Annotated in this window: 21 protein-coding genes; 10 read left to right on the top strand and 11 right to left on the bottom strand. The window is 63.4% G+C overall.

Annotation, left to right across the window (positions count from 1 at the left end; genetic code table 11):
* Positions 1-16: 16 nt before the first annotated feature.
* Complete coding sequence (locus BVH01_RS07640) at positions 17-1,435, bottom strand: DASH family cryptochrome (protein ID WP_075929776.1); 1,419 nt, start codon at positions 1,433-1,435, stop codon at positions 17-19.
* A 145-nt stretch (positions 1,436-1,580) separates the two neighbouring features.
* Here BVH01_RS07640 and BVH01_RS07635 point away from each other — a divergent pair, with 145 nt between their 5' ends.
* Entirely contained in the window at positions 1,581-2,174 is a 594-nt protein-coding gene (locus BVH01_RS07635) for a MarC family protein (protein WP_075929775.1), read from the top strand.
* Positions 2,171-2,953 (top strand): N-acetylmuramoyl-L-alanine amidase, encoded by a 783-nt coding sequence (locus BVH01_RS07630; protein WP_075929774.1) that lies wholly within the window; start codon positions 2,171-2,173, stop codon positions 2,951-2,953. The genes BVH01_RS07635 and BVH01_RS07630 overlap by 4 nt, the downstream gene beginning before the upstream one ends.
* A gap of 28 nt (positions 2,954-2,981) precedes the next feature.
* Here the strand turns inward: BVH01_RS07630 and BVH01_RS07625 are convergent, their stop codons facing one another.
* Positions 2,982-4,766 (bottom strand): KinB sensor domain-containing domain, encoded by a 1,785-nt coding sequence (locus BVH01_RS07625; RefSeq protein ID WP_075929773.1) that lies wholly within the window; start codon positions 4,764-4,766, stop codon positions 2,982-2,984.
* On the bottom strand, positions 4,763-6,106 hold the full coding sequence (gene algB / locus BVH01_RS07620) for a sigma-54-dependent response regulator transcription factor AlgB (RefSeq protein WP_075929772.1): 1,344 nt from the start codon (positions 6,104-6,106) through the stop codon (positions 4,763-4,765). Before algB ends, BVH01_RS07625 begins: the two co-directional genes overlap by 4 nt.
* Before the next feature lie 225 nt (positions 6,107-6,331).
* Between algB and BVH01_RS07615 the strand changes: the two genes are divergently transcribed.
* The 6 genes from BVH01_RS07615 (at position 6,332) to BVH01_RS07590 (ending at position 10,259) form a co-directional block, all read left to right on the top strand.
* Positions 6,332-7,183, top strand: coding sequence for a BON domain-containing protein (locus tag BVH01_RS07615; protein ID WP_075929771.1), 852 nt, complete (start codon positions 6,332-6,334; stop codon positions 7,181-7,183).
* 83 nt (positions 7,184-7,266) lie between these two features.
* Positions 7,267-7,695, top strand: a complete 429-nt coding sequence (locus BVH01_RS07610) for a PA2169 family four-helix-bundle protein (protein ID WP_075929770.1) — start codon at positions 7,267-7,269, stop codon at positions 7,693-7,695.
* 202 nt (positions 7,696-7,897) lie between these two features.
* Entirely contained in the window at positions 7,898-8,194 is a 297-nt protein-coding gene (locus tag BVH01_RS07605) for a hypothetical protein (RefSeq protein ID WP_075929769.1), read from the top strand.
* 63 nt (positions 8,195-8,257) lie between these two features.
* Entirely contained in the window at positions 8,258-8,422 is a 165-nt protein-coding gene (locus tag BVH01_RS07600) for a DUF1328 domain-containing protein (RefSeq protein WP_013789335.1), read from the top strand.
* Between the two features lie 7 nt (positions 8,423-8,429).
* Positions 8,430-8,897 (top strand): inhibitor of vertebrate lysozyme family protein, encoded by a 468-nt coding sequence (locus BVH01_RS07595; protein ID WP_075929768.1) that lies wholly within the window; start codon positions 8,430-8,432, stop codon positions 8,895-8,897.
* A gap of 132 nt (positions 8,898-9,029) precedes the next feature.
* Positions 9,030-10,259 (top strand): nucleoside recognition domain-containing protein, encoded by a 1,230-nt coding sequence (locus BVH01_RS07590; protein WP_075929767.1) that lies wholly within the window; start codon positions 9,030-9,032, stop codon positions 10,257-10,259.
* Here the strand turns inward: BVH01_RS07590 and BVH01_RS07585 are convergent.
* The 6 genes from BVH01_RS07585 to oscA all read right to left on the bottom strand — a co-directional run bounded on the left by BVH01_RS07585 (position 10,241) and on the right by oscA (position 15,716).
* Positions 10,241-11,440: a DUF5924 family protein gene (locus tag BVH01_RS07585; protein WP_256562763.1), complete on the bottom strand. Its 1,200-nt coding sequence runs from the start codon at positions 11,438-11,440 to the stop codon at positions 10,241-10,243. The genes BVH01_RS07590 and BVH01_RS07585 overlap by 19 nt on opposite strands.
* A 125-nt stretch (positions 11,441-11,565) precedes the next feature.
* Positions 11,566-12,558, bottom strand: coding sequence for a sulfate/molybdate ABC transporter ATP-binding protein (locus BVH01_RS07580; RefSeq protein WP_075929766.1), 993 nt, complete (start codon positions 12,556-12,558; stop codon positions 11,566-11,568).
* 61 nt (positions 12,559-12,619) lie between these two features.
* Positions 12,620-13,480: a sulfate ABC transporter permease subunit CysW gene (gene cysW, locus BVH01_RS07575; protein WP_075929765.1), complete on the bottom strand. Its 861-nt coding sequence runs from the start codon at positions 13,478-13,480 to the stop codon at positions 12,620-12,622.
* 10 nt (positions 13,481-13,490) lie between these two features.
* Positions 13,491-14,303, bottom strand: a complete 813-nt coding sequence (gene cysT / locus BVH01_RS07570; protein ID WP_075929764.1) for a sulfate ABC transporter permease subunit CysT — start codon at positions 14,301-14,303, stop codon at positions 13,491-13,493.
* 78 nt (positions 14,304-14,381) lie between these two features.
* Positions 14,382-15,383 (bottom strand): sulfate ABC transporter substrate-binding protein, encoded by a 1,002-nt coding sequence (locus tag BVH01_RS07565; protein WP_075929763.1) that lies wholly within the window; start codon positions 15,381-15,383, stop codon positions 14,382-14,384.
* Between the two features lie 150 nt (positions 15,384-15,533).
* Entirely contained in the window at positions 15,534-15,716 is a 183-nt protein-coding gene (oscA, locus tag BVH01_RS07560) for a sulfur starvation response protein OscA (RefSeq protein ID WP_013793331.1), read from the bottom strand.
* A 252-nt stretch (positions 15,717-15,968) separates the two neighbouring features.
* On the opposite strand from oscA, the gene BVH01_RS07555 reads away from it, so the two are divergent.
* Positions 15,969-16,550 carry an alpha/beta hydrolase gene (locus BVH01_RS07555; RefSeq protein ID WP_075929762.1) on the top strand — a complete coding sequence of 194 codons (582 nt, stop codon included), beginning with the start codon at positions 15,969-15,971 and terminating at the stop codon, positions 16,548-16,550.
* 52 nt (positions 16,551-16,602) lie between these two features.
* Entirely contained in the window at positions 16,603-17,541 is a 939-nt protein-coding gene (locus BVH01_RS07550) for a sigma-54 dependent transcriptional regulator (RefSeq protein ID WP_075929761.1), read from the top strand.
* Between the two features lie 180 nt (positions 17,542-17,721).
* On the opposite strand, the gene modC is transcribed toward BVH01_RS07550, so the two are convergent.
* Together modC and modB are read right to left on the bottom strand one after the other, a co-directional pair.
* Positions 17,722-18,816 (bottom strand): molybdenum ABC transporter ATP-binding protein, encoded by a 1,095-nt coding sequence (gene modC / locus BVH01_RS07545; RefSeq protein WP_075929760.1) that lies wholly within the window; start codon positions 18,814-18,816, stop codon positions 17,722-17,724.
* Positions 18,813-19,496, bottom strand: coding sequence for a molybdate ABC transporter permease subunit (modB, locus tag BVH01_RS07540; RefSeq protein WP_075929759.1), 684 nt, complete (start codon positions 19,494-19,496; stop codon positions 18,813-18,815). The genes modC and modB overlap by 4 nt, the downstream gene beginning before the upstream one ends.
* Between the last annotated feature and the right edge of the window lie 95 nt (positions 19,497-19,591).

The raw sequence follows: 19,591 nt of genomic DNA, 5'->3' as shown, positions 1-19,591 counted from the left end.
GCGTGCTCGTCCTCCCCTATGCTACCGCGGTGAGGTGGCGCTGCCAGGAATCCGGAATCCGCTCCAGCCGTGGGTAATTGATGGCGTCGAGCTGCTGTGCCTGCAACAGGAATGGCGTATGCCGCAGATGCTCTGGCAAGGCACGCAGCTCCGGTATCCACAAGCTTACGTATTCCCCCTTGGGATCGTATTCACGGGCCTGCTTGAGCGCGTTGAAGGTGCGCTTGAGCCGAGGATCGCTGCCGACTCCGGCCAGGTAGGCCCAGTTGCCCCAGTTGCTCGATGGGTCATAGTCGATCAGATGCTCCTCGAACCAGGCCGCGCCGTGGCGCCAGTCCTGCTGCAGGTCGCTGACCAGATAACTGGCGACCACCTGACGACCGCGGTTGGACATGTAGCCGGTGGCGATCAGCTCGCGCATGTTGGCATCCACCAGCGGCATGCCTGTGCGGCCCTGAGTCCACTGCTCGAAGCGCTCGTCGATCTGCTGCGGTGCCCGCTCGGTGGCCTTCAGGCCCCCAGCTTCGAACAGCGCCTGGCCATAGCGTTGCAGCGTGCAGCGGAAGAATTCGCGCCACAGCAGCTCCAGCCATAGCCAGTAGGTGGATTCGTTGGTGCCGTAAAGCGACTCATGGCGGCGTAGTTCGGCGGCGGTGCGGCGTGGCGACAGCGAACCGTTGGCCAGCCATGGCGAGAACTTGGACGAGTACTCGCTGCCGATCATGCCGTTGCGGGTTTCCTTGTAGGTCCGCACGTTCTGGCTGTCCCACAGGTAATCGCGCAGGCGCGCCAAAGCGGCGGTTTCGCCACCCGAGAAGGGGAAAGCGCTCGGCGTCAGGCTCAGGGCATCGCCCAGGCCCATCTGCGACTGGGTCGGCAGCGCGTATGCCTGCGCATCCAGGCCTTCCGGTAACGGCGGCAGCTGGTCGGGAGCCGACTGTGGCTGGAACACGTATTGGCGGGCGTCGATCAGCGCACGGAACTGGCTGTAGACCTGGGGCAGTTGATCGAGCGTGCACGGCAATTCCGCTTCGCTGAACAGGCCATTGCCCTGGGCGGTGCGCAACGGCACCGTGCCCAGGCTTTCACGCACGCGGGCGAGCACGGCGCGTTCCTGAGGGGCGATTTCGTCGAGGGTCAGCACCTGGCGCATGTCGAACTGGCCGACCAATTGAGCGATCACTTCTTCCGGCTTGCCGGTCACTACCAGCAGCTTGGAGCCGCGCTGGCGCAGTGCACTGTCCAGGGCGGTCAGGCTTTCCAGCAGGAAGCGCGCGCGATGCACGCCGATGCGCCGACTGCCGAATTCGTCGAACTGCAGCAGCGCCGGGTCGAGCACGTAAAGTGGCAGCAGGCAATTGGACGCGAGTGCGGCCTGCAGGGCAGGGTGATCATCGAGACGAAGATCCTGTTTGAACCAGAGCAGCGCACGCATGACATATTCCCTCATAGTGACCGCATTTGGATCGTGTAGAGATATGACAAGTTCAGCGCCGTCCGGCGGCGATTAAAGGTCGTGGCACTGACGTGACGGCCCGTAAGCTCTAAACTGCGCGGCTGTTTTCAGGAGCCCTTGCACAATGGATATCTTCAGCATCGCCGTGTTGCTGTTTCTGGTCACCGACCCGTTCGGCAATATCGCCATCTTCATCGCCGCCTTGAAGAACGTCGCGCCCGAGCGACGCCTGTGGGTGGCCGCGCGCGAACTGCTGTTCGCCCTGGCGCTGCTGCTGCTGTTCCTTACCTTTGGTGACAAAGTGCTCAGCGCGCTGGGCCTGTCGCGGGAGGCAACGGCCATCGCCGGCGGTATCATCCTGTTCGTTATCGCCATGCGCTTGATCTTTCCCAGCCCCCAGGGCGTATTGGGTGACGTGCCGGACGGCGAGCCGATGCTGGTGCCGCTGGCCACACCGGCGGTGGCCGGGCCATCGGCGCTGGCGGTACTGATGACCTTGCGCAACACCCACGAAGGCGCGCTCTGGGAACTCTACCTGGCATTGATCATGGCCTGGGCCGCGACCGCATTCATCCTGCTGCAGGCGTCTTTGCTGCAGCGGTTCCTCGGCCCTCGCGGGCTGACCGCAGTGGAGCGATTGATGGGCATGTTGTTGATCATGCTCAGCGTCGACATGCTGCTGGACAACATTCAGAGCGTATTGCATATCCAGCCATGAAAGTTCTCAGCCTTGCCTTGTTCGCCATCCTGCTCGCCGGCTGCAGCAGTGGCCCACGCATCGACCACAGCTACACGGCCAGCGGGCAAAGCAGCCGTGTGCAGTACATCGTGCTGCATTACACCTCGGCCGATCTGCCGCGCTCGCTGGAGTTGCTGACCAAGGAAGAAGTCAGCGCCCATTATCTGATCAACGCAGTGCCGCCGACCGTTTACCAACTGGTGGACGAAAACCGCCGCGCCTGGCACGCCGGGGTCAGCGAATGGCAAGGGCGCACCTGGCTCAATGGTACGACCATCGGTATCGAACTGATCAACCAGGGTTATTTCGACACACCCAAGGGCCGCTACTGGCAGCCTTACGCCCAGGCGCAAATCGATACGCTGATCGTGCTGCTCAAGGACATCATGCAGCGCCACCATCTGCCGCCAGGCAGCATCATCGGGCATAGCGACATCGCCCCGCAGCGCAAGGTCGATCCAGGTCCGCTGTTTCCCTGGAAGCAACTGGCCGACGCGGGGCTGATGCCTTGGCCGAATGCCGAGGTGGTCGCTCGCCAGCAGGCGGTGTTCAGCGCCAGTCTGCCGAGCGTTGCCTGGTTCCAGGAGCAACTGGCGGAGCAGGGCTATACGGTGCCGAACACGGGCGTGCTCGACGAAGCCACGCGCAACGTGATTCGTGCCTTCCAGATGAAGTACCGGCAGGCGCTCTACGATGGGCAGCCGGACGCGGAAACCGCGGCCCTGCTGCTGGAAGTCAACCGCCTGGCCAAGGGCTGAGCCGCTGCCCGGCAGGATCGGGCAGCGGTTACAGCGGCAGGGCGAGGTGGAAGCGCGCGCCCTGGCCTGGCTGGGATTCAGCACCGATGCGCCCGCCGTGCAACTGGGCGATCTCCTTGCACAGCGCCAGGCCAAGGCCGGCACCGCCTTTCTTGTGGCCGATCTGCACGAACGGCTCGAACAGACGGGCTTGCTGGCCGTAGGCGATGCCTTCGCCTTCGTCCTCGACGCTGATCAGCAGGCGTTCGTCCTGGCGCTGGGCGGATAGCCGCACCGTACCGCCTTGCGGGCTGTGGCGCAGGGCATTGTCGATCAGGTGATCGAGCACGCGCTCGATCTGGGCCCGATCCAGATGGGTGCGTGGCAGGCCGTCGGCCACTTCCAACTCCATGTGAATCTTGCTGGCCTGGGCCTTGCCGACATGACGCTTGGCTGCGTTTTCGAGCAGCTCCGGGATGTCGCAGGGCGCCAACTCGAGTTTCTGCACGCCGCTCTGATAGCGCGAGAAGTTCAGCAGATCCTCGATCAGGTGCACCAGCCGCTCCATCTCTTCATCGACGATGCGTACCAGATCGGCTTCGCGGGATTCTTCGGCGAACTTGCTGCGTTCGCGCAATAAACCGAAGGCCATGTGCATGCCGGTCACCGGCGTGCGCAGTTCATGGGAGGCGCGCAGCACGAACTCGTTGCGCGCCCGTTCGAAGGCGCGCTGCTCGGTCACGTCATGCAGCACCATCACCGCGCCGAGAATGTGCCCCTGGCTGTGGCTTACCGGTGTCAGGCTGTAGTTGAGCAGGCGCGTCTCGCCGTTGGCCTCGACCTGCAGGTCCGCCAGGCGCTGCTCCAGGTTGTGGCCCTGCAGAACGTGCTGTAACTGCTCGTCCAGCTCGGGGCGGCCCAGTGCCTGGCTGGGCCGCTGGCCGAGCGGCTGATCGTCCCAGCCCAGTTGGCGCTGAGCGACCGGATTGAAGTGTTCCAGCAGGCCGTCGCGGCCGAAGATCAGCAGGCCATCGTCGATGCTGTCGAGTACCGCCTGCAGGCGCCGTTGCTCGGACATCAGCGCTTCGACGTTGCTACTCTTGAGCTGGCGCAGGCTCTCGGCCATCAGGCCGAAGCGGCGGCTCAGCGCCGACAGCTCGGCAACCGGCGTGATCGGCAGCGTGACCTGGAAATCGCCGCGGCCGATCTGGTCGGCGGCCCGGGCCAAGGCGTCGATCGGCTGGCCAACGCGGCGGGCGATGGTGTGGGCGGTGATGAAACCGATCACCAGCACCGCGAGGCCGACCAAGCCCAATAGCCCGGCGATCAGCCAGGCACGCTCCTGGGATTGCGCCTCCGCGTCCTTGACGGCGGATACGTAGCGAATCTGCAAGGCGTTGAGGCGGTCGCGAACGGTCTCGATGGTCTTGGCGAAATCGTCGTTGGTCAGCAGCTCGTGGCGAACCGTCATGGGGTCTTCGAGCAGGGTGCTGAATTTCTGATAGGCCGTCTGGATTTCCAGGATCGCCTGGCGGTCACCCTCGTTCACGGTGCCGTTCAGGCTGTCGTCGAGCCAGCCGCGAACGCGCCGGTCGGAGTCCTGCAGGGTCTGCACGGTGCGCTCGTTGAAATCCTCGCTGAGCATCATGAACAGTTGCCTGCCCAGTTCCTGGCGCAGGTCGAGGCTGGTGCTGATGACTTCCAGGTTGTGCGCCAGCGAACGGCTTTGCGACTGGGTCAGTTGCAGCACGCTGAATATCCCCAGGCTCAGCCCCAGCAAGGCAACGGTAAGCAGCGCACTGGTGCTGAGAAACAGCTTGCTGCGCAGCTTCATAGGCCGAGCTGCTTGCGTTTGCGATACAGGGTCGAGGCGTCGATGCCCAGGGTCTTGGCCGCCTGGTCAAGGGTGTCGCTGTTGGCCAGCACAGCGGCGATATGCGCCTTTTCCAGTTCCTCGAGGCTCAGGTCGGCGCCGACCCGCGGCGCGCTGTTGGTTGCCGGCGCGCTCATGCCCAAGTGAGCGACATCCACCCATTCGCCTGGGCAGATGATGCTGGCGCGCTCGATGACGTTGCGCAGTTCGCGGATGTTGCCGGGCCACTGGTAGGCGAGCAGCGCCTTGGTGGCATCTTCGTTGAAGCCGCGGGCCGGGCGGGCGTAGTCCTTGACGAAGCGGGCCAGGAAACGGTTGGCCAGGGTGAGTATGTCGTCGGCCCGTTCGCGCAGCGGCGGCAAGGTCAGGGTGATGACGTTGAGGCGGTACAGGAGGTCTTCGCGGAAGTGACCCTCCCTGACCATCTCGTTGAGGTCGCGGTTGGTCGCGGCGAGGATGCGCACGTCGGCATGGCGGGTCACCGGGTCACCGACGCGCTCGTATTCCTTGTCCTGGATGAAACGCAGCAGCTTGGGCTGCAGGGTCAGCGGGAAGTCGCCGATCTCGTCGAGGAACAGGGTACCGCCATCCGCCTGGTTGACCCGGCCCAGGGTGCTTTCGCTGGCGCCGGTGAACGCGCCGCGGCTGTGGCCGAACAATTCGCTTTCCATCAGCTCGGCAGTCAGCGAGGGGCAGTTGATGGTTACACAGGATTTCTTCGCGCGTCGGCTCCAGCCGTGAATGGCGCGCGCCAGTTCGCCCTTGCCGGTACCCGATTCGCCCAGGATGAGGATGTTGGCGTCGGTAGTGGCCACCTGCCGCGCGGTTTCCAGAATCGCCATCATCGCCGGGCTGTGCGAGTCGATGCCGTCGCTGGGCTTGCGCACTTCACCTTCCAGGGCCTCGAGGCGCGCGGAGAGCTGGCGCACTTCGAGCTGCTTGGCAGCGGCCAGGCGCAGCTGATCGGGGCTGCACGGCTTGACCAGATAATCGGCGGCGCCGGCCTGCATGGCATCGACCGCGCTGTCGATGGCCGAGTGTGCGGTGACGATCACCACGCGCATCCACGGTGCCTGGACACGCATCTGGGCAAGCACGTCCAGGCCATTTTCATCCCCCAGGCGCAAATCGAGAAAGCACATGTCGAATACCTGGCGCTGCAGCAGCGATTCGGTTTGCGCAGCGCTGTTGGCGGTCGTGACCTGGTAGCCCTCGTCCTCCAGGCAATAGCGGAAGGTACGCAGGATAGCCGCTTCGTCGTCGACCAATAGGATGCGCCCGCTCTGACCTGTTGCTTCCATTTACGTGCTCCATGGGGTGAATGGCAGAGATTATCTGGAAATCTTCGTGCAAGTTGCACGGCTAGTATGGCGCGATCTTGCATCGTGCAAGCGGTCATTAGCCAGGCGTTGGATTTAACCAGCTGATTTTAGTTGGTTTTTATTTTTACAGGTGGCTGGCATATCACTTGCGACCTTAACCGGTCCGCTTTCGAGCGGCTTTTTTGGCAAAGAAGGAGGCGTTACATGCTGTTGAGACAATCCACGTTGGCCATGGCCATTGCCGGTCTGATCACCCTGGCTCCGCTGGTGCAGGCAGCCGAAGGCGATCTGTCACGGCAATTGAGCGATGCCCGCCAGCAGGGGGCCATCGACACTGCATTCGCGCTCAATCGGCATCTGGATCCGTTCGATATCCAGGTATCCGTGGAGGATGGCGTCGCCACCTTGAGTGGTGCGGTCGAGAACACTGCCGAACATGAACTGGCCAGTGAGCTGGCGGGCAGCATCGAAGGCGTCCGTGAAGTCGACAATAAGCTGCAGATCGATCCCGACCTGGCCCCGCCGGTCATCGAGGAGCAGGCCAGGCTCGTCACCGACAAGACCCTGGCCCAACGTTTCGACGACGCGACGCTGGCTGCCACGGTGAAATCCAAGCTGCTGTGGAACAGCAATACCGAAGGGCTCGATATCCAGGTGCGTGCCGAGAATGGCGTGGTAAGCCTCAGCGGCAATGCCGGAACGCCGGCTGCCAAGGAACTGGCCGGTGATCTGGTGACCAATACCGACGGCGTACGCGAGGTGCACAACCACCTGAGCATCAACACTGCCGACAGCGCCACCGCCGAAGCGCAGAACGCCGCCAACGATGCAGCGGCCTCGATCAGCGACAGCTGGATCACCAACAAGGTGAGGGCCAGCTTCCTCTATAGCCGCAACCTCGACGCCTTGAACATCAAGGTCGATACCCGCGAGGGCTTCGTCAGCCTCAGCGGCACGGTGCTCAGCAATGCCGAAAAGCGCCTGGCCGTGGAGACCGCCCGCAACATTCGTGGCGTGCGAGGCGTCGATGCCGACGCCCTGCGTATCGCCAGCTAACGCCGCTACAGCAAGGCAGGCCGCCCGGCCTGCCGACTTTTTGCAGCATCGCCGGCGCCGCCAACCTCTTCAGGAGAGCCACCATGAGCTACAAGACCGAGCAACTGAACGAACTGATCGCCATCATCCGTGATGGCCAGCGCTTCTATGAGCATGCCCACGACGAAATCGAGGATGTGCGCCTGCAGGCCCTGTTCCGCGAAATGGCGCAGGCCAAGCATCAGGTGATCCAGGCGCTTGCCGTCAAGGTCGCCGCCAATCACGAGGAGCCCACCAGCAGCGGAACCCTGGTCGGCAAGTTGCGCCAAGCCTATGCCGACGCCCGCGCCACGCTGTCGAGTGACGAAGAGGCGACCTACGTTGCGCAGCTCGAAGAGGCCGAAGACCGCATTCTCGAGGCTTTCGAAGATGCTATGGAATCCGCTCAGCCCGACGTCCGCGCGCTGCTCGCCGTGGAAATGCCCAAGGTACGCGCCTGTCACCAGCGCATGCGCGAGCTCAAGAACGGCTGATCGCGGCGTCTGCGGCGTCGTGCAGAACGCCCGAGCCGCAGACGGCCATCGTGCAGGATGCCAATGATGGCATTTGTTTTACATAATTTAACTTGTTGATTTATAAGGATTTTATTTTTTCAAAAAGCTGGCACGCAGGCTGCAATTATCTCCTCATGAACTGAACGCCAAGCCGTTCGACGACGATCTTGAGGAGCCCAGCATGAACCTTCACCGCGCCCATACCGAGATCCTGATTCTGGCCGTCGCCGCTGTGATGGTCCTGCTGGTGAGCGTGGCGACCAAAGCCCCCGTGCAGCGGGTCGTGGCGCCGCAGGTATCGGGCCAGGCGGTGGTGCCGGTATCCATGCAAGCGCCTGCCGAGGCACGCGCCGCAGCCATTCAGGCCGTACCGGCCACTTTTCAGACCATCAGCGCACCCCAGACGCACAGCGATAGCGACTGGGTCCGCGCCGACTCCGTCGAAGCACCTGCCAAGCAGACCCGCTGGGTGTTCTGAGACCTTCTGACCAAATTTTTAGTGTTACACCCGCAAGACCTCAAAAAACCAAGGAGAAACGCCATGCTGAGTTGGGCCATTACCTTTCTGATCATCGCCATTGTTGCCGCTGTACTGGGTTTCGGTGGTATCGCAGGCACTGCCACAGGTATCGCGAAAATCCTTTTCGTGGTGTTCCTGGTCATGTTCATCGTTTCGTTCATCATGGGTCGTCGCCCACGGGGCTAGGCGAGGCATGACGATGAATCGATTCAAGACGCTCGCTGCTGCCCTGATGCTGGGTGGCAGCGCGGCGGCCTTGGCCGCCAACACGGATGGCGAGTTCCGCTTGAACGAACTGCTCGGGAGCAACCCGGACTATCGTGAAGCTTGGCAGGATCTGATCCAGGACGAGGAACGACTACCCGAATGGGTGATCAACCTCAGCGGCGTCGCCACTCCGATGAAAACGCTGGAAGAGGACGGCGACCAGTATCTGGTCGGGCAGTTGTGCGAAACCTCCAATTGTTTCAATCAGCGCCTTTATGTCGCCTTCACGCCAGACAAGGATGATGCCTACGCGTTGTGGGTTCAGGTGCCCGACGGCTTGCCGCAGGACAAGGCACCCAGCAAGCACGCTGATCTGCGTTGGCTCGGTGAGCCGGACGATGGAGTCAAGCAGCTGCTGCAGGAACAGTTGAAGAAAGACCCCAACTGGTACTGATGCTACTGACGGCGCCTATTGGCGCCGTTGCTCCGTCTGGCATTTACCAAATCGTGCTTTCCGCCTCCTCCAACCCTTACTCTTTCCCCCTTTCCCCGCGTTATCATCGCCCCATGTTCTAGGGGGTGACTTATGCTCAATGGCTTGTGGCTGAGCTTTTTCATAGTGGCAGCGGTAGCAGGGCTCAGCCGTTGGCTGTTGGCTGACGATCCGGCCGTATTCGGCGCAATGGTGGAAAGCCTGTTCGCCATGGCCAAGCTGTCCGTCGAAGTGATGGTGCTGCTGTTCGGCACGCTGACCCTCTGGCTCGGGCTATTGCGCATCGCCGAGAAGGCTGGCCTGGTGGACGCACTGGCGCGCGTGCTCGGACCGCTGTTCGCACGGTTGATGCCGGAGGTGCCGCGCGGCCACCCCGCCCTTGGCCTGATCACCATGAACTTCGCGGCCAATGGCCTGGGCCTGGACAACGCCGCCACGCCCATCGGCCTCAAGGCCATGCGCTCGCTACAGGAGCTCAACCCCAGCAGCACCACGGCGAGCAACGCGCAGATCCTGTTTCTGGTGCTCAATGCCTCGTCGCTGACCCTGCTGCCGGTCACCATTTTCATGTACCGCGCCCAGCAGGGGGCGCCCGATCCGACCCTGGTATTCCTGCCTATTCTGCTGGCCACCAGCGTGTCGACCCTGGTTGGCCTGTTCTCGGTGGCCATCATGCAGCGCCTGCGCCTGTGGGATCCGGTGGTACTGGCCTACATGATTCCCGGCGCACTGCTGCTCGGCGGTTTCATGGCCATGCTTGCCGGCATGTCCGCCACGGCGCTGGCGGCGCTTTCTTCGCTGCTCGGCAACCTGACGCTGTTCGGCATCATCATCGCGTTCCTGGTGATCGGTGCGTTACGCAAGGTGCAGGTCTACGAGCAATTCATCGAAGGAGCCAAGGAAGGGTTCGACGTGGCCAAGAGCCTGCTGCCCTACCTGGTGGCGATGCTCTGCGCGGTCGGCGTGCTGCGTGCATCCGGTGCCCTGGAACTGGCGTTGGACGGCATCCGCTGGATCGTCGCCTGGGGCGGCTGGGATACCCGCTTCGTCGATGCGCTGCCAACGGCGATGGTCAAGCCGTTCTCCGGCAGTGCGGCGCGGGCGATGCTGATCGAAACCATGCAGACCCAGGGCGTCGACAGCTTCCCGGCCCTGGCCGCGGCAATTATCCAGGGCAGCACCGAAACCACCTTTTACGTGCTGGCCGTTTATTTCGGTGCGGTGGGGATCCAGCGTGCCCGGCATGCGGTGGGGTGTGCGCTGCTGGCCGAGTTCTCCGGCGTAGTTGCCGCGATCGCCGTGTGCTACTGGTTCTTCGGTTGAGCGGCGGGCTCGCCATCCGGCGGGCTTGACGGCTGATCCGCCGGCTCGGCAGGTTCAGGTGTGGAATCGACTGACGGCTCTGGCTCGGTTTGCGGCGTGGCGTCTGGCTGCTCGGGCTCCTGCAAGGGCTCGTCCTGAGCCGTTTCACTGCTCTGCGCCGCGCCGGCATCCGGGGTGACCTCGAAGCGCAGTACGCCGATCAACTGCCCGGCATCGGTCAGTACCTGGATCTGCCAGTCACCTTCCACGTCCTGTGGGAAGTTCTGCTTGTGCGTCCAGGCGCGGTAACCTTTCTCGCGGCCGCCGTGGATGTCCAGCGCGATGCGCTCCAGCTCCTGGCCGTTGTGTTTCCAGACGTGATAGATGCGCTCGTCCAGCCCGCGCGGCGCATTGATCGCCGTATAGGCGTAAAGCCCGGTGCTGCGTAGCTGGCTGACGGTCAACTGATCGATGCCTTCACCAGGTGAGCGGTTCTGGTCGTCGAATTCGGTGGTGATCGCCACCTCGGTCAGCCACAACGTGGCCGGCGGCACCCAGGTGCGGGTCACCCAGCCGAAGGCGCCGATGGCCAGGGTCAGGCCGACCAGCAGCAGGCCACGCCACCATTTGCGTACGGTGATGATGGTGAACAGGCTGGGAAACGACAGCACCACCGCTGCGGCCAGCGAATACTGGTAGCTCTGGGTGGTATTGAGCTTGAAGATGATCGGCAGCGCCGTGAGCATCACCGCGAACAGGGCCAGTGTGTGGTAGGCCAGAAAGATCCAGCGCCGCGGCGCCAGCCACTTGTAGTACAGCGGGTCGGTGATCGATACCAGTGCGGCGGCGGCGAGCAAGCCGCTGAACAACGCCTGGCTGCTGTTCCAGGTGGTGGTAATGAAGAAGAACGGCAGAACGAAGAACAGGCTTTCCTGGTGAATCATCTGCGTGGCATAGCGCAGCAACGGCCTGGGCAGCTCGAAGCCGAAACGCGCGGCGATGCGTTCGCGCAGCACGTTTTCCAGAATCAGCCACAGCCAGCTGACCAGCAGCACCAGGGCCAGCACCTTGGCCAGCCCGGCCTGGCGATCGACCAGCACGAAGCTGGCGACACCGGAAAGAAATCCGAAAATGGCGATCGCGCCCGGATGGCGCTGCATCAGCGCGATGATCCGGAGCACGAGATTCTTGCTGGAGGCGATTAGGGTCAAGGCAGTTCTGGCAGTCGTCTAGAACGATGCGCAGGATACTGCATTTGCCCGAACTTGCGGCTTCCGCCGATCAGCCGTGGGCGCCCCGCATCAGGTGCGGGGCGCCCACGGATCGCTTAGCTCGCGATGCTTACCGGCTTGCCGCCCTTGGGCTTGAAGTACAGGGTGGTGCCACGGGCAAGGTTGTCCAGGCTGAGGTGGTCCTTGGCTACTTCTGCTTCGATCAGCTCGTCCTGCCCCTCGACCTTCAGGGTGATGCGAGTGATGGCGCCGAGCAGGCGAATATCACGTACTTCGCCGGCCTGATGGCCTTCCAGCGCCTCGCTGGACAGGCTCACTTCGTGGGGGCGGAACAGCACGTGGTGGTCGTCACCGACGTACAGACGATTGGCGTCACCGAGGAAGTGGTAGACGAAGTCGCTGGCCGGCTTTTCGTAGACCTCGGCCGGCGAGCCAATCTGCTCGACCACGCCCTTGTTCATCACCACGATGCGGTCGGCCACTTCCATGGCTTCTTCCTGGTCGTGGGTCACGAACACGCTGGTCAGGTGCACCTCTTCGTGCAGGCGCGCCAGCCAGCGCCGCAGCTCCTTGCGCACCTTGGCGTCGAGAGCGCCGAAGGGTTCGTCGAGTAGCAGCACCTTGGGCTCGACCGCCAGGGCTCGGGCCAGGGCGATACGCTGGCGCTGACCACCGGAGAGCTGCTCCGGGTAGCGGTCGGCCAGCCAGTCGAGCTGCACCAGGCCGAGCAGATCGTGGACCTTCTTCTTGATGGTGCTCTCGTTCGGGCGCTCGCCCTTGGGCTTCATGCGCAGGCCGAAGGCGACGTTGTCGAACACCGTCATGTGGCGGAACAAGGCGTAGTGCTGGAACACGAAGCCAACCTTGCGATCACGCACGTCATGCTCGGAAACGTCTTCACCGTGGAACACGATGTTGCCGCTGTCAGGGGTTTCCAGGCCGGCGATGATGCGCAGCAGGGTGGTCTTGCCGCAGCCGGACGGGCCGAGCAGGGCGACCAGCTCGCCGCTCTGGATGTTGAGGTTGATGTCGTTGAGCGCCTTGAACTGGCCAAAGTGTTTGTTGATGCCGCTGACTTCGATACTCATGGGATACACCTGTGTCGGTCTGGCCGGTTCGCGCAGGGGCGCGGCGCCGGCGAAAAGGGTTTCAGTCGTCGTTGGCCTTGAGCTGGCGGCTAAGCCGCGCTTCGCTCCATTGGCGCAGCAGCAGGACGATCAGGGCCATCACCAGCAGCAGGATGGCAACGCTGAACGCAGCGACGATGTTGTATTCGTTGTAGAGAATCTCGATATGCAGCGGCAGCGTGTTGGTGTAGCCGCGGATGTGGCCGGACACCACCGACACCGCCCCGAACTCGCCCATCGCCCGGGCGGTGCATAGCACCACACCGTAAACCAGCGCCCATTTTACGTTAGGCAGCGTGACATGCCAGAACATCTGCCAGCCATTGGCGCCAAGCAGGCGCGCGGCTTCCTCTTCGGTGGTGCCCTGTTCTTCCATCAGCGGGATCAGCTCGCGGGCGACGAAAGGGAAGGTCACGAAGATGGTCGCCAGCACGATGCCCGGTACGGCGTAGATGATCTGCAGGTTATGGTCCTGCAGGTACGGTGCGAGCTTGCTCTGCGCACCGAACAGCAGCACGTAGATCAGGCCGGCGACCACTGGCGACACCGAGAAGGGCATGTCGATCAGGGTGACCAGGATGCTCTTGCCGCGAAACTCGAACTTGGTCACCGCCCAGGCGGCAGCGACGCCGAACACGAGGTTCAGCGGTACCGAAATGGCGGTGGCCAGCAGGGTCAGCTTGAGCGCGGAGATGGCATCCGGCTCGCGGATCGCCTCCCAGAAGAATTCCAGGCCGCGGCTCAGGCCCTGGGTCAGCACGATGTACAGCGGCAGCAGCAGGATCACCGCGAATACCGCCCAGGCCACGACGATCAGGGCGATGGCGCCGGGGGAGCGGCTCGCTGGGCGCGCCGCGTTCTTGCCAAGGGTTGCAAGGCTCATGACGGGCTCCTCAGAGTTGCGGCTGGATGCGGCGCTGCAGAATGTTGATCAGCAGCAGCAGGATGAACGAGACCACCAGCATGATCACGCCGATGGCGGTGGCGCCCGGGTAGTCGTACTGGTCCAGCTTGGAGACGATCAGCAGCGGCAGAATCTCGGTCTTCAGAGGAATGTTGCCAGCGATGAACACCACCGAGCCGTACTCGCCCACGCCGCGGGCGAAGGCCAGGGCAAAACCGGTCAGCCAGGCCGGCAGCAGGCTGGGCAGCAGCACATGGCGGAATATCTGCAACGGCTTGGCGCCCAGACACGCAGCGGCTTCCTCGACTTCCTTGGGGATGTCGGCCAGCACCGGCTGCAGGGTGCGCACCACGAACGGCAGGGTGACGAACACCAAGGCCAGGGTGATACCCAGCGGTGTGTAGGCGATCTTGAACGGGAACAGCGAGCCGATCAGGCCATTTGGCGCGTACAGCGCGGTGAGGGCGATGCCGGCCACGGCAGTGGGCAGGGCGAACGGCATGTCGACCATGGCGTCGATCAGGCGTCGGCCGGGAAAGGTGTAGCGCACCAGCACCCAGGCGATGATGGTGCCGAGAATGCCATTGAGCAGCGCGGCGGCCAGGGCAGTGCCGAACGACAGCTTCAGAGAGAACTGCAGCTGGCGGTTATTGAGCAGGCTCCACCACTGTTCGGCGGACAGCTGCATGGAAAACAGGAACATCGCACCCAACGGGATCAGCACGATCAGCGCCAGGTAGGTAAGCGTGAAGCCCAGAGTCAGCCCGAAGCCGGGTATGACCGAGGAAGTTCGACGAGACATGGAGAGTCCTTTTGATCAGGTCCACAACAAAGCCCGCCATTGAGTTGCGCAATGGCGGGCCAGATCGATCAGCTGAACTTACTGGTTGATCTTCTTGAAAATGTCATCGAACACACCACCATCATCGAAGTACTTGGGTTGAGCTTTGGCCCAGCCGCCGAAGTCCTTATCGATGGTGACCAGCTCCAGGCTCTTGAACTGATCCTTGAATTCGGCCGCCACCTTGGCGTCACGCGGGCGGTAGAAGTTCTTCGCGGCGATGCGCTGGCCTTCTTCGCTGTACAGGTATTGCAGGTAGGCCTCGGCCGCCTTGCGGGTGCCTTTGCGGTCGACGTTCTTGTCGACGACGGCCACGGGTGGCTCGGCGAGGATGGACAGCGACGGCGTGACGATCTCCAGTTGGTCACCGCCTTCTTCGGCGAGCGACAGGTAGGCCTCGTTCTCCCAGGCCAGCAGCACGTCGCCCAGGCCACGCTGTACGAAGCTGATGGTCGCGCCGCGGGCGCCAGTGTCAAGCACCGGTGCATGGCGGTACAGCTCGGTCACGTATTCCAGGGCCTTTTCGTCGCTGCCGTATTTCTTCTTGGCGTACGCCCAGGCGGCGAGGAAGTTCCAGCGGGCACCACCGGAGGTTTTCGGATTCGGGGTGATGATCTCGACGCCATCCTTGACCAGGTCATCCCAGTCCTTGATGCCTTTCGGGTTGCCCTTGCGCACCAGGAACACGATGGTCGAGGTGTACGGCGTGCTGTTGTCGGCCAGGCGCTTCTGCCAGTCCTTGTCGATCAGCGGCTGGTTGAGGTTGATCGCGTCGATGTCACCGGACAGCGCCAGGGTCACCACGTCGGCCTGCAGGCCGTCGATCACCGCGCGAGCCTGCTTGCCCGAACCACCGTGGGACTGCTGGATGGTCAGCGGCTCGTTGCCCTGTTCCTGCCAGTGCTTGTTGAAGGCCTTGTTGAATTCCACGTACAGCTCACGGGTCGGGTCGTAGGACACGTTGAGCAGGGTCTGGGCCGCTACCGGGCCGGCAACCAGGGCGCTGGCGAGTGCAGCGAGTGCGAAACGGCGGATGGACATGGTGATGCTCCTAAATACTGAATTCGGTGTTGTGTGTCTGGCGAGGCGATGTCTGCTCTCTAGGCCGGCATTCGCGGGTTACATCGGCAGTACTGGTAGCGGTTCATGTTTGGCTGCCCGTGGTCGGGTTGGCGAAAGGCGCTCAGGCGCTCAGGCGTTCTTGCTGCCGGGCTGCTGGAGGCGGAATTTTTCCTTGCGCTCGATCTGCACCACCTGGCCGTTGTGCACGGTGATTTCCACCGAGCCGAACTTGAGGCCGTTCAGGGCGCTTTGGATCTCGCGCAAGATGGTGGCGTCATCCTGGCCTTCCAGATTGCGAAGCGTGGCGGTCATGGTTTTGGCTCCTTGCCCTCGAATCGTGGTGCGACGGCTGTCGGTGGCGGGGCGTGGAGCGGATACTAAGCAGACAGAAATATTCTTAAAAATACTGTTTAAGAACATTTATATATCTTTTAAGCATATGCGAGTGTTTTGCTTCTACCAGTCGACGAACCGTATTAGGGAATAAGCAAATAAGTTCTTATTCTTTTTACATCGGATTTTGCCCTCGTACACTGCAAGCCATGTAGATACGGAGGGCGCTCTATGCGCAGTGAAGCGGTTCGCTACCTGATCGTCCCTGGCTGGCAGGGCTCGGGTGATGACCATTGGCAGAGCCACTGGCAACGCAGCCTGCCCAATAGTGCGCGGGTCGAGCAGCTGGACTGGCTGGCGCCACGCCAACAGGACTGGATCGCTGCGCTGGAACGGCAGATCGCTGCCGATCCGCGCCCGGCGATCCTGATCGCCCACAGCCTGGGTTGCGTCACCGTCGCCCGCTGGGCTGCTCAAGCGTCGACGGAATCCATACGCCGCGTGCGCGGCGCGCTGCTGGTGGCGCCGGCCGACGTGGAGCGCCCCAACTGCCCGGAGGCCCTGCGCAACTTCGCGCCGATCGCACGCCAGGCGCTGCCATTTCCCAGCCAGTTGGTGGGCTCCGACAACGACTCGGCCGCCAGCGCCGCACGTGCCATCGAACTGGCCCGGGATTGGGGCAGTGAAGTCGCCATTCTCAGCGGTGCCGGGCACATCAACGTGAAATCCGGTCACCAGCGTTGGGATCAGGGTTTCGCTTACCTGTTCCGCCTACAGAGCCGCATCGAACAGCAGTTGCGCCTGCGTGCCTGATCGGTAGCCGCTGCCTGGCCTTTTGCGGCCTGACCGTCATGGAGAGTCATGTATGAGCCTGTCTACGGCAGCTGACCCGTCGCTGCTGATTTTTCCCGACGCCGACAAGAGCCCGCTGAGCATTCGTGCCAAGGCGCTGGTATTCATCGACCCGCGTACCCGGAAGCTGCGTGAGGAGGTCGAGCGCCTCGCCGGCTTGCCAGTGCCGATCCTGATCGAGGGCGAAACCGGTACGGGCAAGGAGCTGTTGGCCCGCCATATTCATCGCTCCAGTGAGCGCCCCGGCCTGTTCGTGGCCCTGAGTTGCAGCGGCCTGAGCCCCAACCATGGCGAGGCCGAGTTGTTCGGCTACACCGCGGGTGCTCATCAAGGTGCGCCGAGCAGCCGCGCCGGCTGGTTGGGCTCGGCCAATGGCGGCACCCTGTATCTGGACGAGATCGCCGACCTGCCCCTGGCGTTGCAGGCGCAGTTGCTGGGCGTGCTGGAAACCGGCGAGGCCTGGCGCGCCGGCGCATCGGCGCCGACACCCGTGGATGTGCGGCTGGTCGCGGCGACCAGCATCGACCTGTGGCGGGCGGTCGAGGCCGGCAAGTTCGACGAGCGTCTGGCCCATTACCTCAGTGACGGCCATCTGGAACTGCCGCCACTGCGTGAGCGGGTCGGCGATGTGTTGCCCCTGGCCGAGTATTTCCTGGGTATTTACACCCAGCGTTTGCGCCTGCCGTTGCCGAACATCAGCCTTGCTGCCCAGAAGGTGCTGGAACGGCATGACTGGCCGGGCAACACGCGGGAGTTGGAAAACGTGGTGCACTTTGCCCTGCTGGTGTGCGGAGCCGAGCAGATCGAGGCGCGACACCTCAACCTGCCGGCCACGCCACCGCTCAAGCGGATCGAGCAGGCGTTCGAGCAGTTGCTTGAGGCTGGCGACGCGAATCAACTGGCAGCGCTGCGCGACGTGTTGCGACAGGCCGAGCGTCGGCTTGGAGGTTGATGCCTGTTGGGCTACGCGGTGCTTGAAACTCGCGGTTATCGCCAATTCTTGGTTTGACGCCGCTCCACCCACCCGGTACGCGATGATAGCGACTCCGTGGGGGCGGCATGCGCGAAATCGCTTCGCGGGCATGGACCAGGCGTCCCCGCCCGCTCCCACGGCGGGTTGCTCTGGCGCGCGCTATGACGCCAGCAGCGACACCGACTTCACCTGTGCCCACAAGGCCTGGCCGGCCTGGATGCTCAACTGATCGAACGAGTAGCGGGTGATGCGCGCGATGATGCGCTGTTCGCCCAGCTGCAGTTCCACTAGACGGTGCGCCGGGTTGGGCAGATCGAACCAGCGCTGCACCGTCACCGGGAGCAGATTCAGTACGCTGCTGTCGCGTGCCTGCTCGAGGCTCAGGCTGACGTCGCGGGCCTTTATCTTGATGCGCACCGACCGCCCCGCTGGCAGCGGCGCGTGCGCCAGCCGCAGGCTTGCCGTAGTGCCGGCCAGGTCGATGCCGAGCAGCCCATAGTGGCCATCATGGTGGGCGACCAGCCCGTCGATCACCGCTTCGGCCTCGTCCTCGAAGATGAATGGCAGGTCATTGCGGATCAGGGTTTCCTTGAGCGGCCCGCTGGCCGTGACGCTGCCTTCGTCGAGCACTACCAGATGATCGGCGAGGCGTGCTACCTCATCCGGCGCGTGGCTGACGTAGAGAATCGGAATGTCGAGCTCGTCGTGCAGACGCTCCAGATAGGGCAGCACCTCGCCCTTGCGCTTGAGATCCAGCGCTGCCAGGGGCTCGTCCATCAGCAGCAGGCGCGGGCTGGTGAGCAGGGCGCGAGCCATGCCGACGCGCTGGCGCTCACCGCCGGAGAGGCGATCGGGCAGGCGTTCGAGCAAGTGGCTGATGCCGAGTAGCTCGACCGCTTGCTCGAAGGGCACGCGGCGCGCGGTTTTGGCGATGCGCCTGAAACCGAACTCCAGGTTGCGCCGCACCGAAAGGTGGGGAAACAGGTTGGCGTCCTGGAACACGTAGCCAACCGGGCGTTGGTGGGTCGGCAGCCAGATGCCCTTGTCGCTGTCCTGCCAGGTTTCGCCGTTGACCTTCAAGTAACCGCTGCCAGATCGCTCCAGCCCGGCAACACAGCGCAGTACCGTGGTCTTGCCCGAGCCGGAGTGCCCGAACAGCGCGCTGACGCCGCGGCCGGGCAGTTGCAGGTCGACGTCCAGGGTGAAGCCAGGATGGCTGAGGGCGAAGCGGGCGTGGATCTGCAGGTCGTTCATGTCCAGGCCTTCTGCGCGCGGCGATTGCTGGAGTAGAGCGCCAGCAGCACCAGGAACGAGAACGCTACCATCCCGCCGGCCAGCCAGTGGGCCTGGGCGTACTCCATGGTTTCCACATGGTTGTAGATCTGTACCGAAGCCACCTGGGTCTTGCCGGGGATGTTGCCGCCAATCATCAGCACCACGCCGAACTCGCCGACGGTGTGGGCGAAGCCGAGAATCGCCGCGGTGAGAAAGCCCGGTCTGGCCAGCGGCAGTACCACGCTGAAGAAGGTATCCCAGGGCCCGGCGCGCAGCGTGGCGGCAGCCTCGAGCGGGGCACGGCCCATGGCCTCGAAGGCGTTCTGCAGCGGCTGCACCACGAACGGCAGGGAATAGAACACCGAGCCGATCAAAAGCCCGGCGAAGGTGAAGGTCAGGGTGCCCAGGCCGAGCGCCTGGGTCAGCTGGCCGAAGAAACCGTTGGGCCCCATGCTGATCAGCAGGTAGAAGCCGATTACGGTTGGTGGCAGCACCAGCGGCAAGGCGACGATGGCGCCGATCGGCCGCTTCAGCCACGAGTCTGTGCGCGCCAGCCACCTGGCGATGGGCGTGCCGACCAGCAGCAACAGCACGGTGGTCAGGGTCGCCAGCTCCAGGGTGAGGAGAATGGCGGCGAAGTCATTGGGGCCCAGGGGCATTCGGTGGCCTTTCAAAAGTTGGCGGTGAGACGGGTGCCATAGCCGGCTGACGATCTTCCGACGCTGGTTCCGGCATTGCAAATGGAGGGCTGTAA

The organism is Pseudomonas sp. PA1(2017) (assembly GCF_001945375.1).
Taxonomy (GTDB): domain Bacteria; phylum Pseudomonadota; class Gammaproteobacteria; order Pseudomonadales; family Pseudomonadaceae; genus Aquipseudomonas.
Note: the sequence above shows the minus strand (reverse complement) of the source record. Positions and strands in the feature narration are given on the sequence as shown.

Bases quoted from the DNA above. Each gene is read 5' to 3' on its own strand.
- BVH01_RS07610 (WP_075929770.1), top strand. From the start codon at position 7,267: ATGAGCTACAAGACCGAGCAACTGAACGAACTGATCGCCATCATCCGT.
- cysT (WP_075929764.1), bottom strand. From the start codon at position 14,303: ATGTCTCGTCGAACTTCCTCGGTCATACCCGGCTTCGGGCTGACTCTG.
- BVH01_RS07550 (WP_075929761.1), top strand. From the start codon at position 16,603: ATGAGCCTGTCTACGGCAGCTGACCCGTCGCTGCTGATTTTTCCCGAC.
- BVH01_RS07605 (WP_075929769.1), top strand. From the start codon at position 7,898: ATGAACCTTCACCGCGCCCATACCGAGATCCTGATTCTGGCCGTCGCC.
- BVH01_RS07580 (WP_075929766.1), bottom strand. From the start codon at position 12,558: ATGAGTATCGAAGTCAGCGGCATCAACAAACACTTTGGCCAGTTCAAG.
- BVH01_RS07615 (WP_075929771.1), top strand. From the start codon at position 6,332: ATGCTGTTGAGACAATCCACGTTGGCCATGGCCATTGCCGGTCTGATC.
- BVH01_RS07635 (WP_075929775.1), top strand. From the start codon at position 1,581: ATGGATATCTTCAGCATCGCCGTGTTGCTGTTTCTGGTCACCGACCCG.
- BVH01_RS07625 (WP_075929773.1), bottom strand. From the start codon at position 4,766: ATGAAGCTGCGCAGCAAGCTGTTTCTCAGCACCAGTGCGCTGCTTACC.
- BVH01_RS07600 (WP_013789335.1), top strand. From the start codon at position 8,258: ATGCTGAGTTGGGCCATTACCTTTCTGATCATCGCCATTGTTGCCGCT.
- cysW (WP_075929765.1), bottom strand. From the start codon at position 13,480: ATGAGCCTTGCAACCCTTGGCAAGAACGCGGCGCGCCCAGCGAGCCGC.
- BVH01_RS07565 (WP_075929763.1), bottom strand. From the start codon at position 15,383: ATGTCCATCCGCCGTTTCGCACTCGCTGCACTCGCCAGCGCCCTGGTT.
- BVH01_RS07590 (WP_075929767.1), top strand. From the start codon at position 9,030: ATGCTCAATGGCTTGTGGCTGAGCTTTTTCATAGTGGCAGCGGTAGCA.
- algB (WP_075929772.1), bottom strand. From the start codon at position 6,106: ATGGAAGCAACAGGTCAGAGCGGGCGCATCCTATTGGTCGACGACGAA.
- BVH01_RS07555 (WP_075929762.1), top strand. From the start codon at position 15,969: ATGCGCAGTGAAGCGGTTCGCTACCTGATCGTCCCTGGCTGGCAGGGC.
- BVH01_RS07595 (WP_075929768.1), top strand. From the start codon at position 8,430: ATGACGATGAATCGATTCAAGACGCTCGCTGCTGCCCTGATGCTGGGT.
- modB (WP_075929759.1), bottom strand. From the start codon at position 19,496: ATGCCCCTGGGCCCCAATGACTTCGCCGCCATTCTCCTCACCCTGGAG.
- BVH01_RS07630 (WP_075929774.1), top strand. From the start codon at position 2,171: ATGAAAGTTCTCAGCCTTGCCTTGTTCGCCATCCTGCTCGCCGGCTGC.
- BVH01_RS07640 (WP_075929776.1), bottom strand. From the start codon at position 1,435: ATGCGTGCGCTGCTCTGGTTCAAACAGGATCTTCGTCTCGATGATCAC.
- oscA (WP_013793331.1), bottom strand. From the start codon at position 15,716: ATGACCGCCACGCTTCGCAATCTGGAAGGCCAGGATGACGCCACCATC.
- modC (WP_075929760.1), bottom strand. From the start codon at position 18,816: ATGAACGACCTGCAGATCCACGCCCGCTTCGCCCTCAGCCATCCTGGC.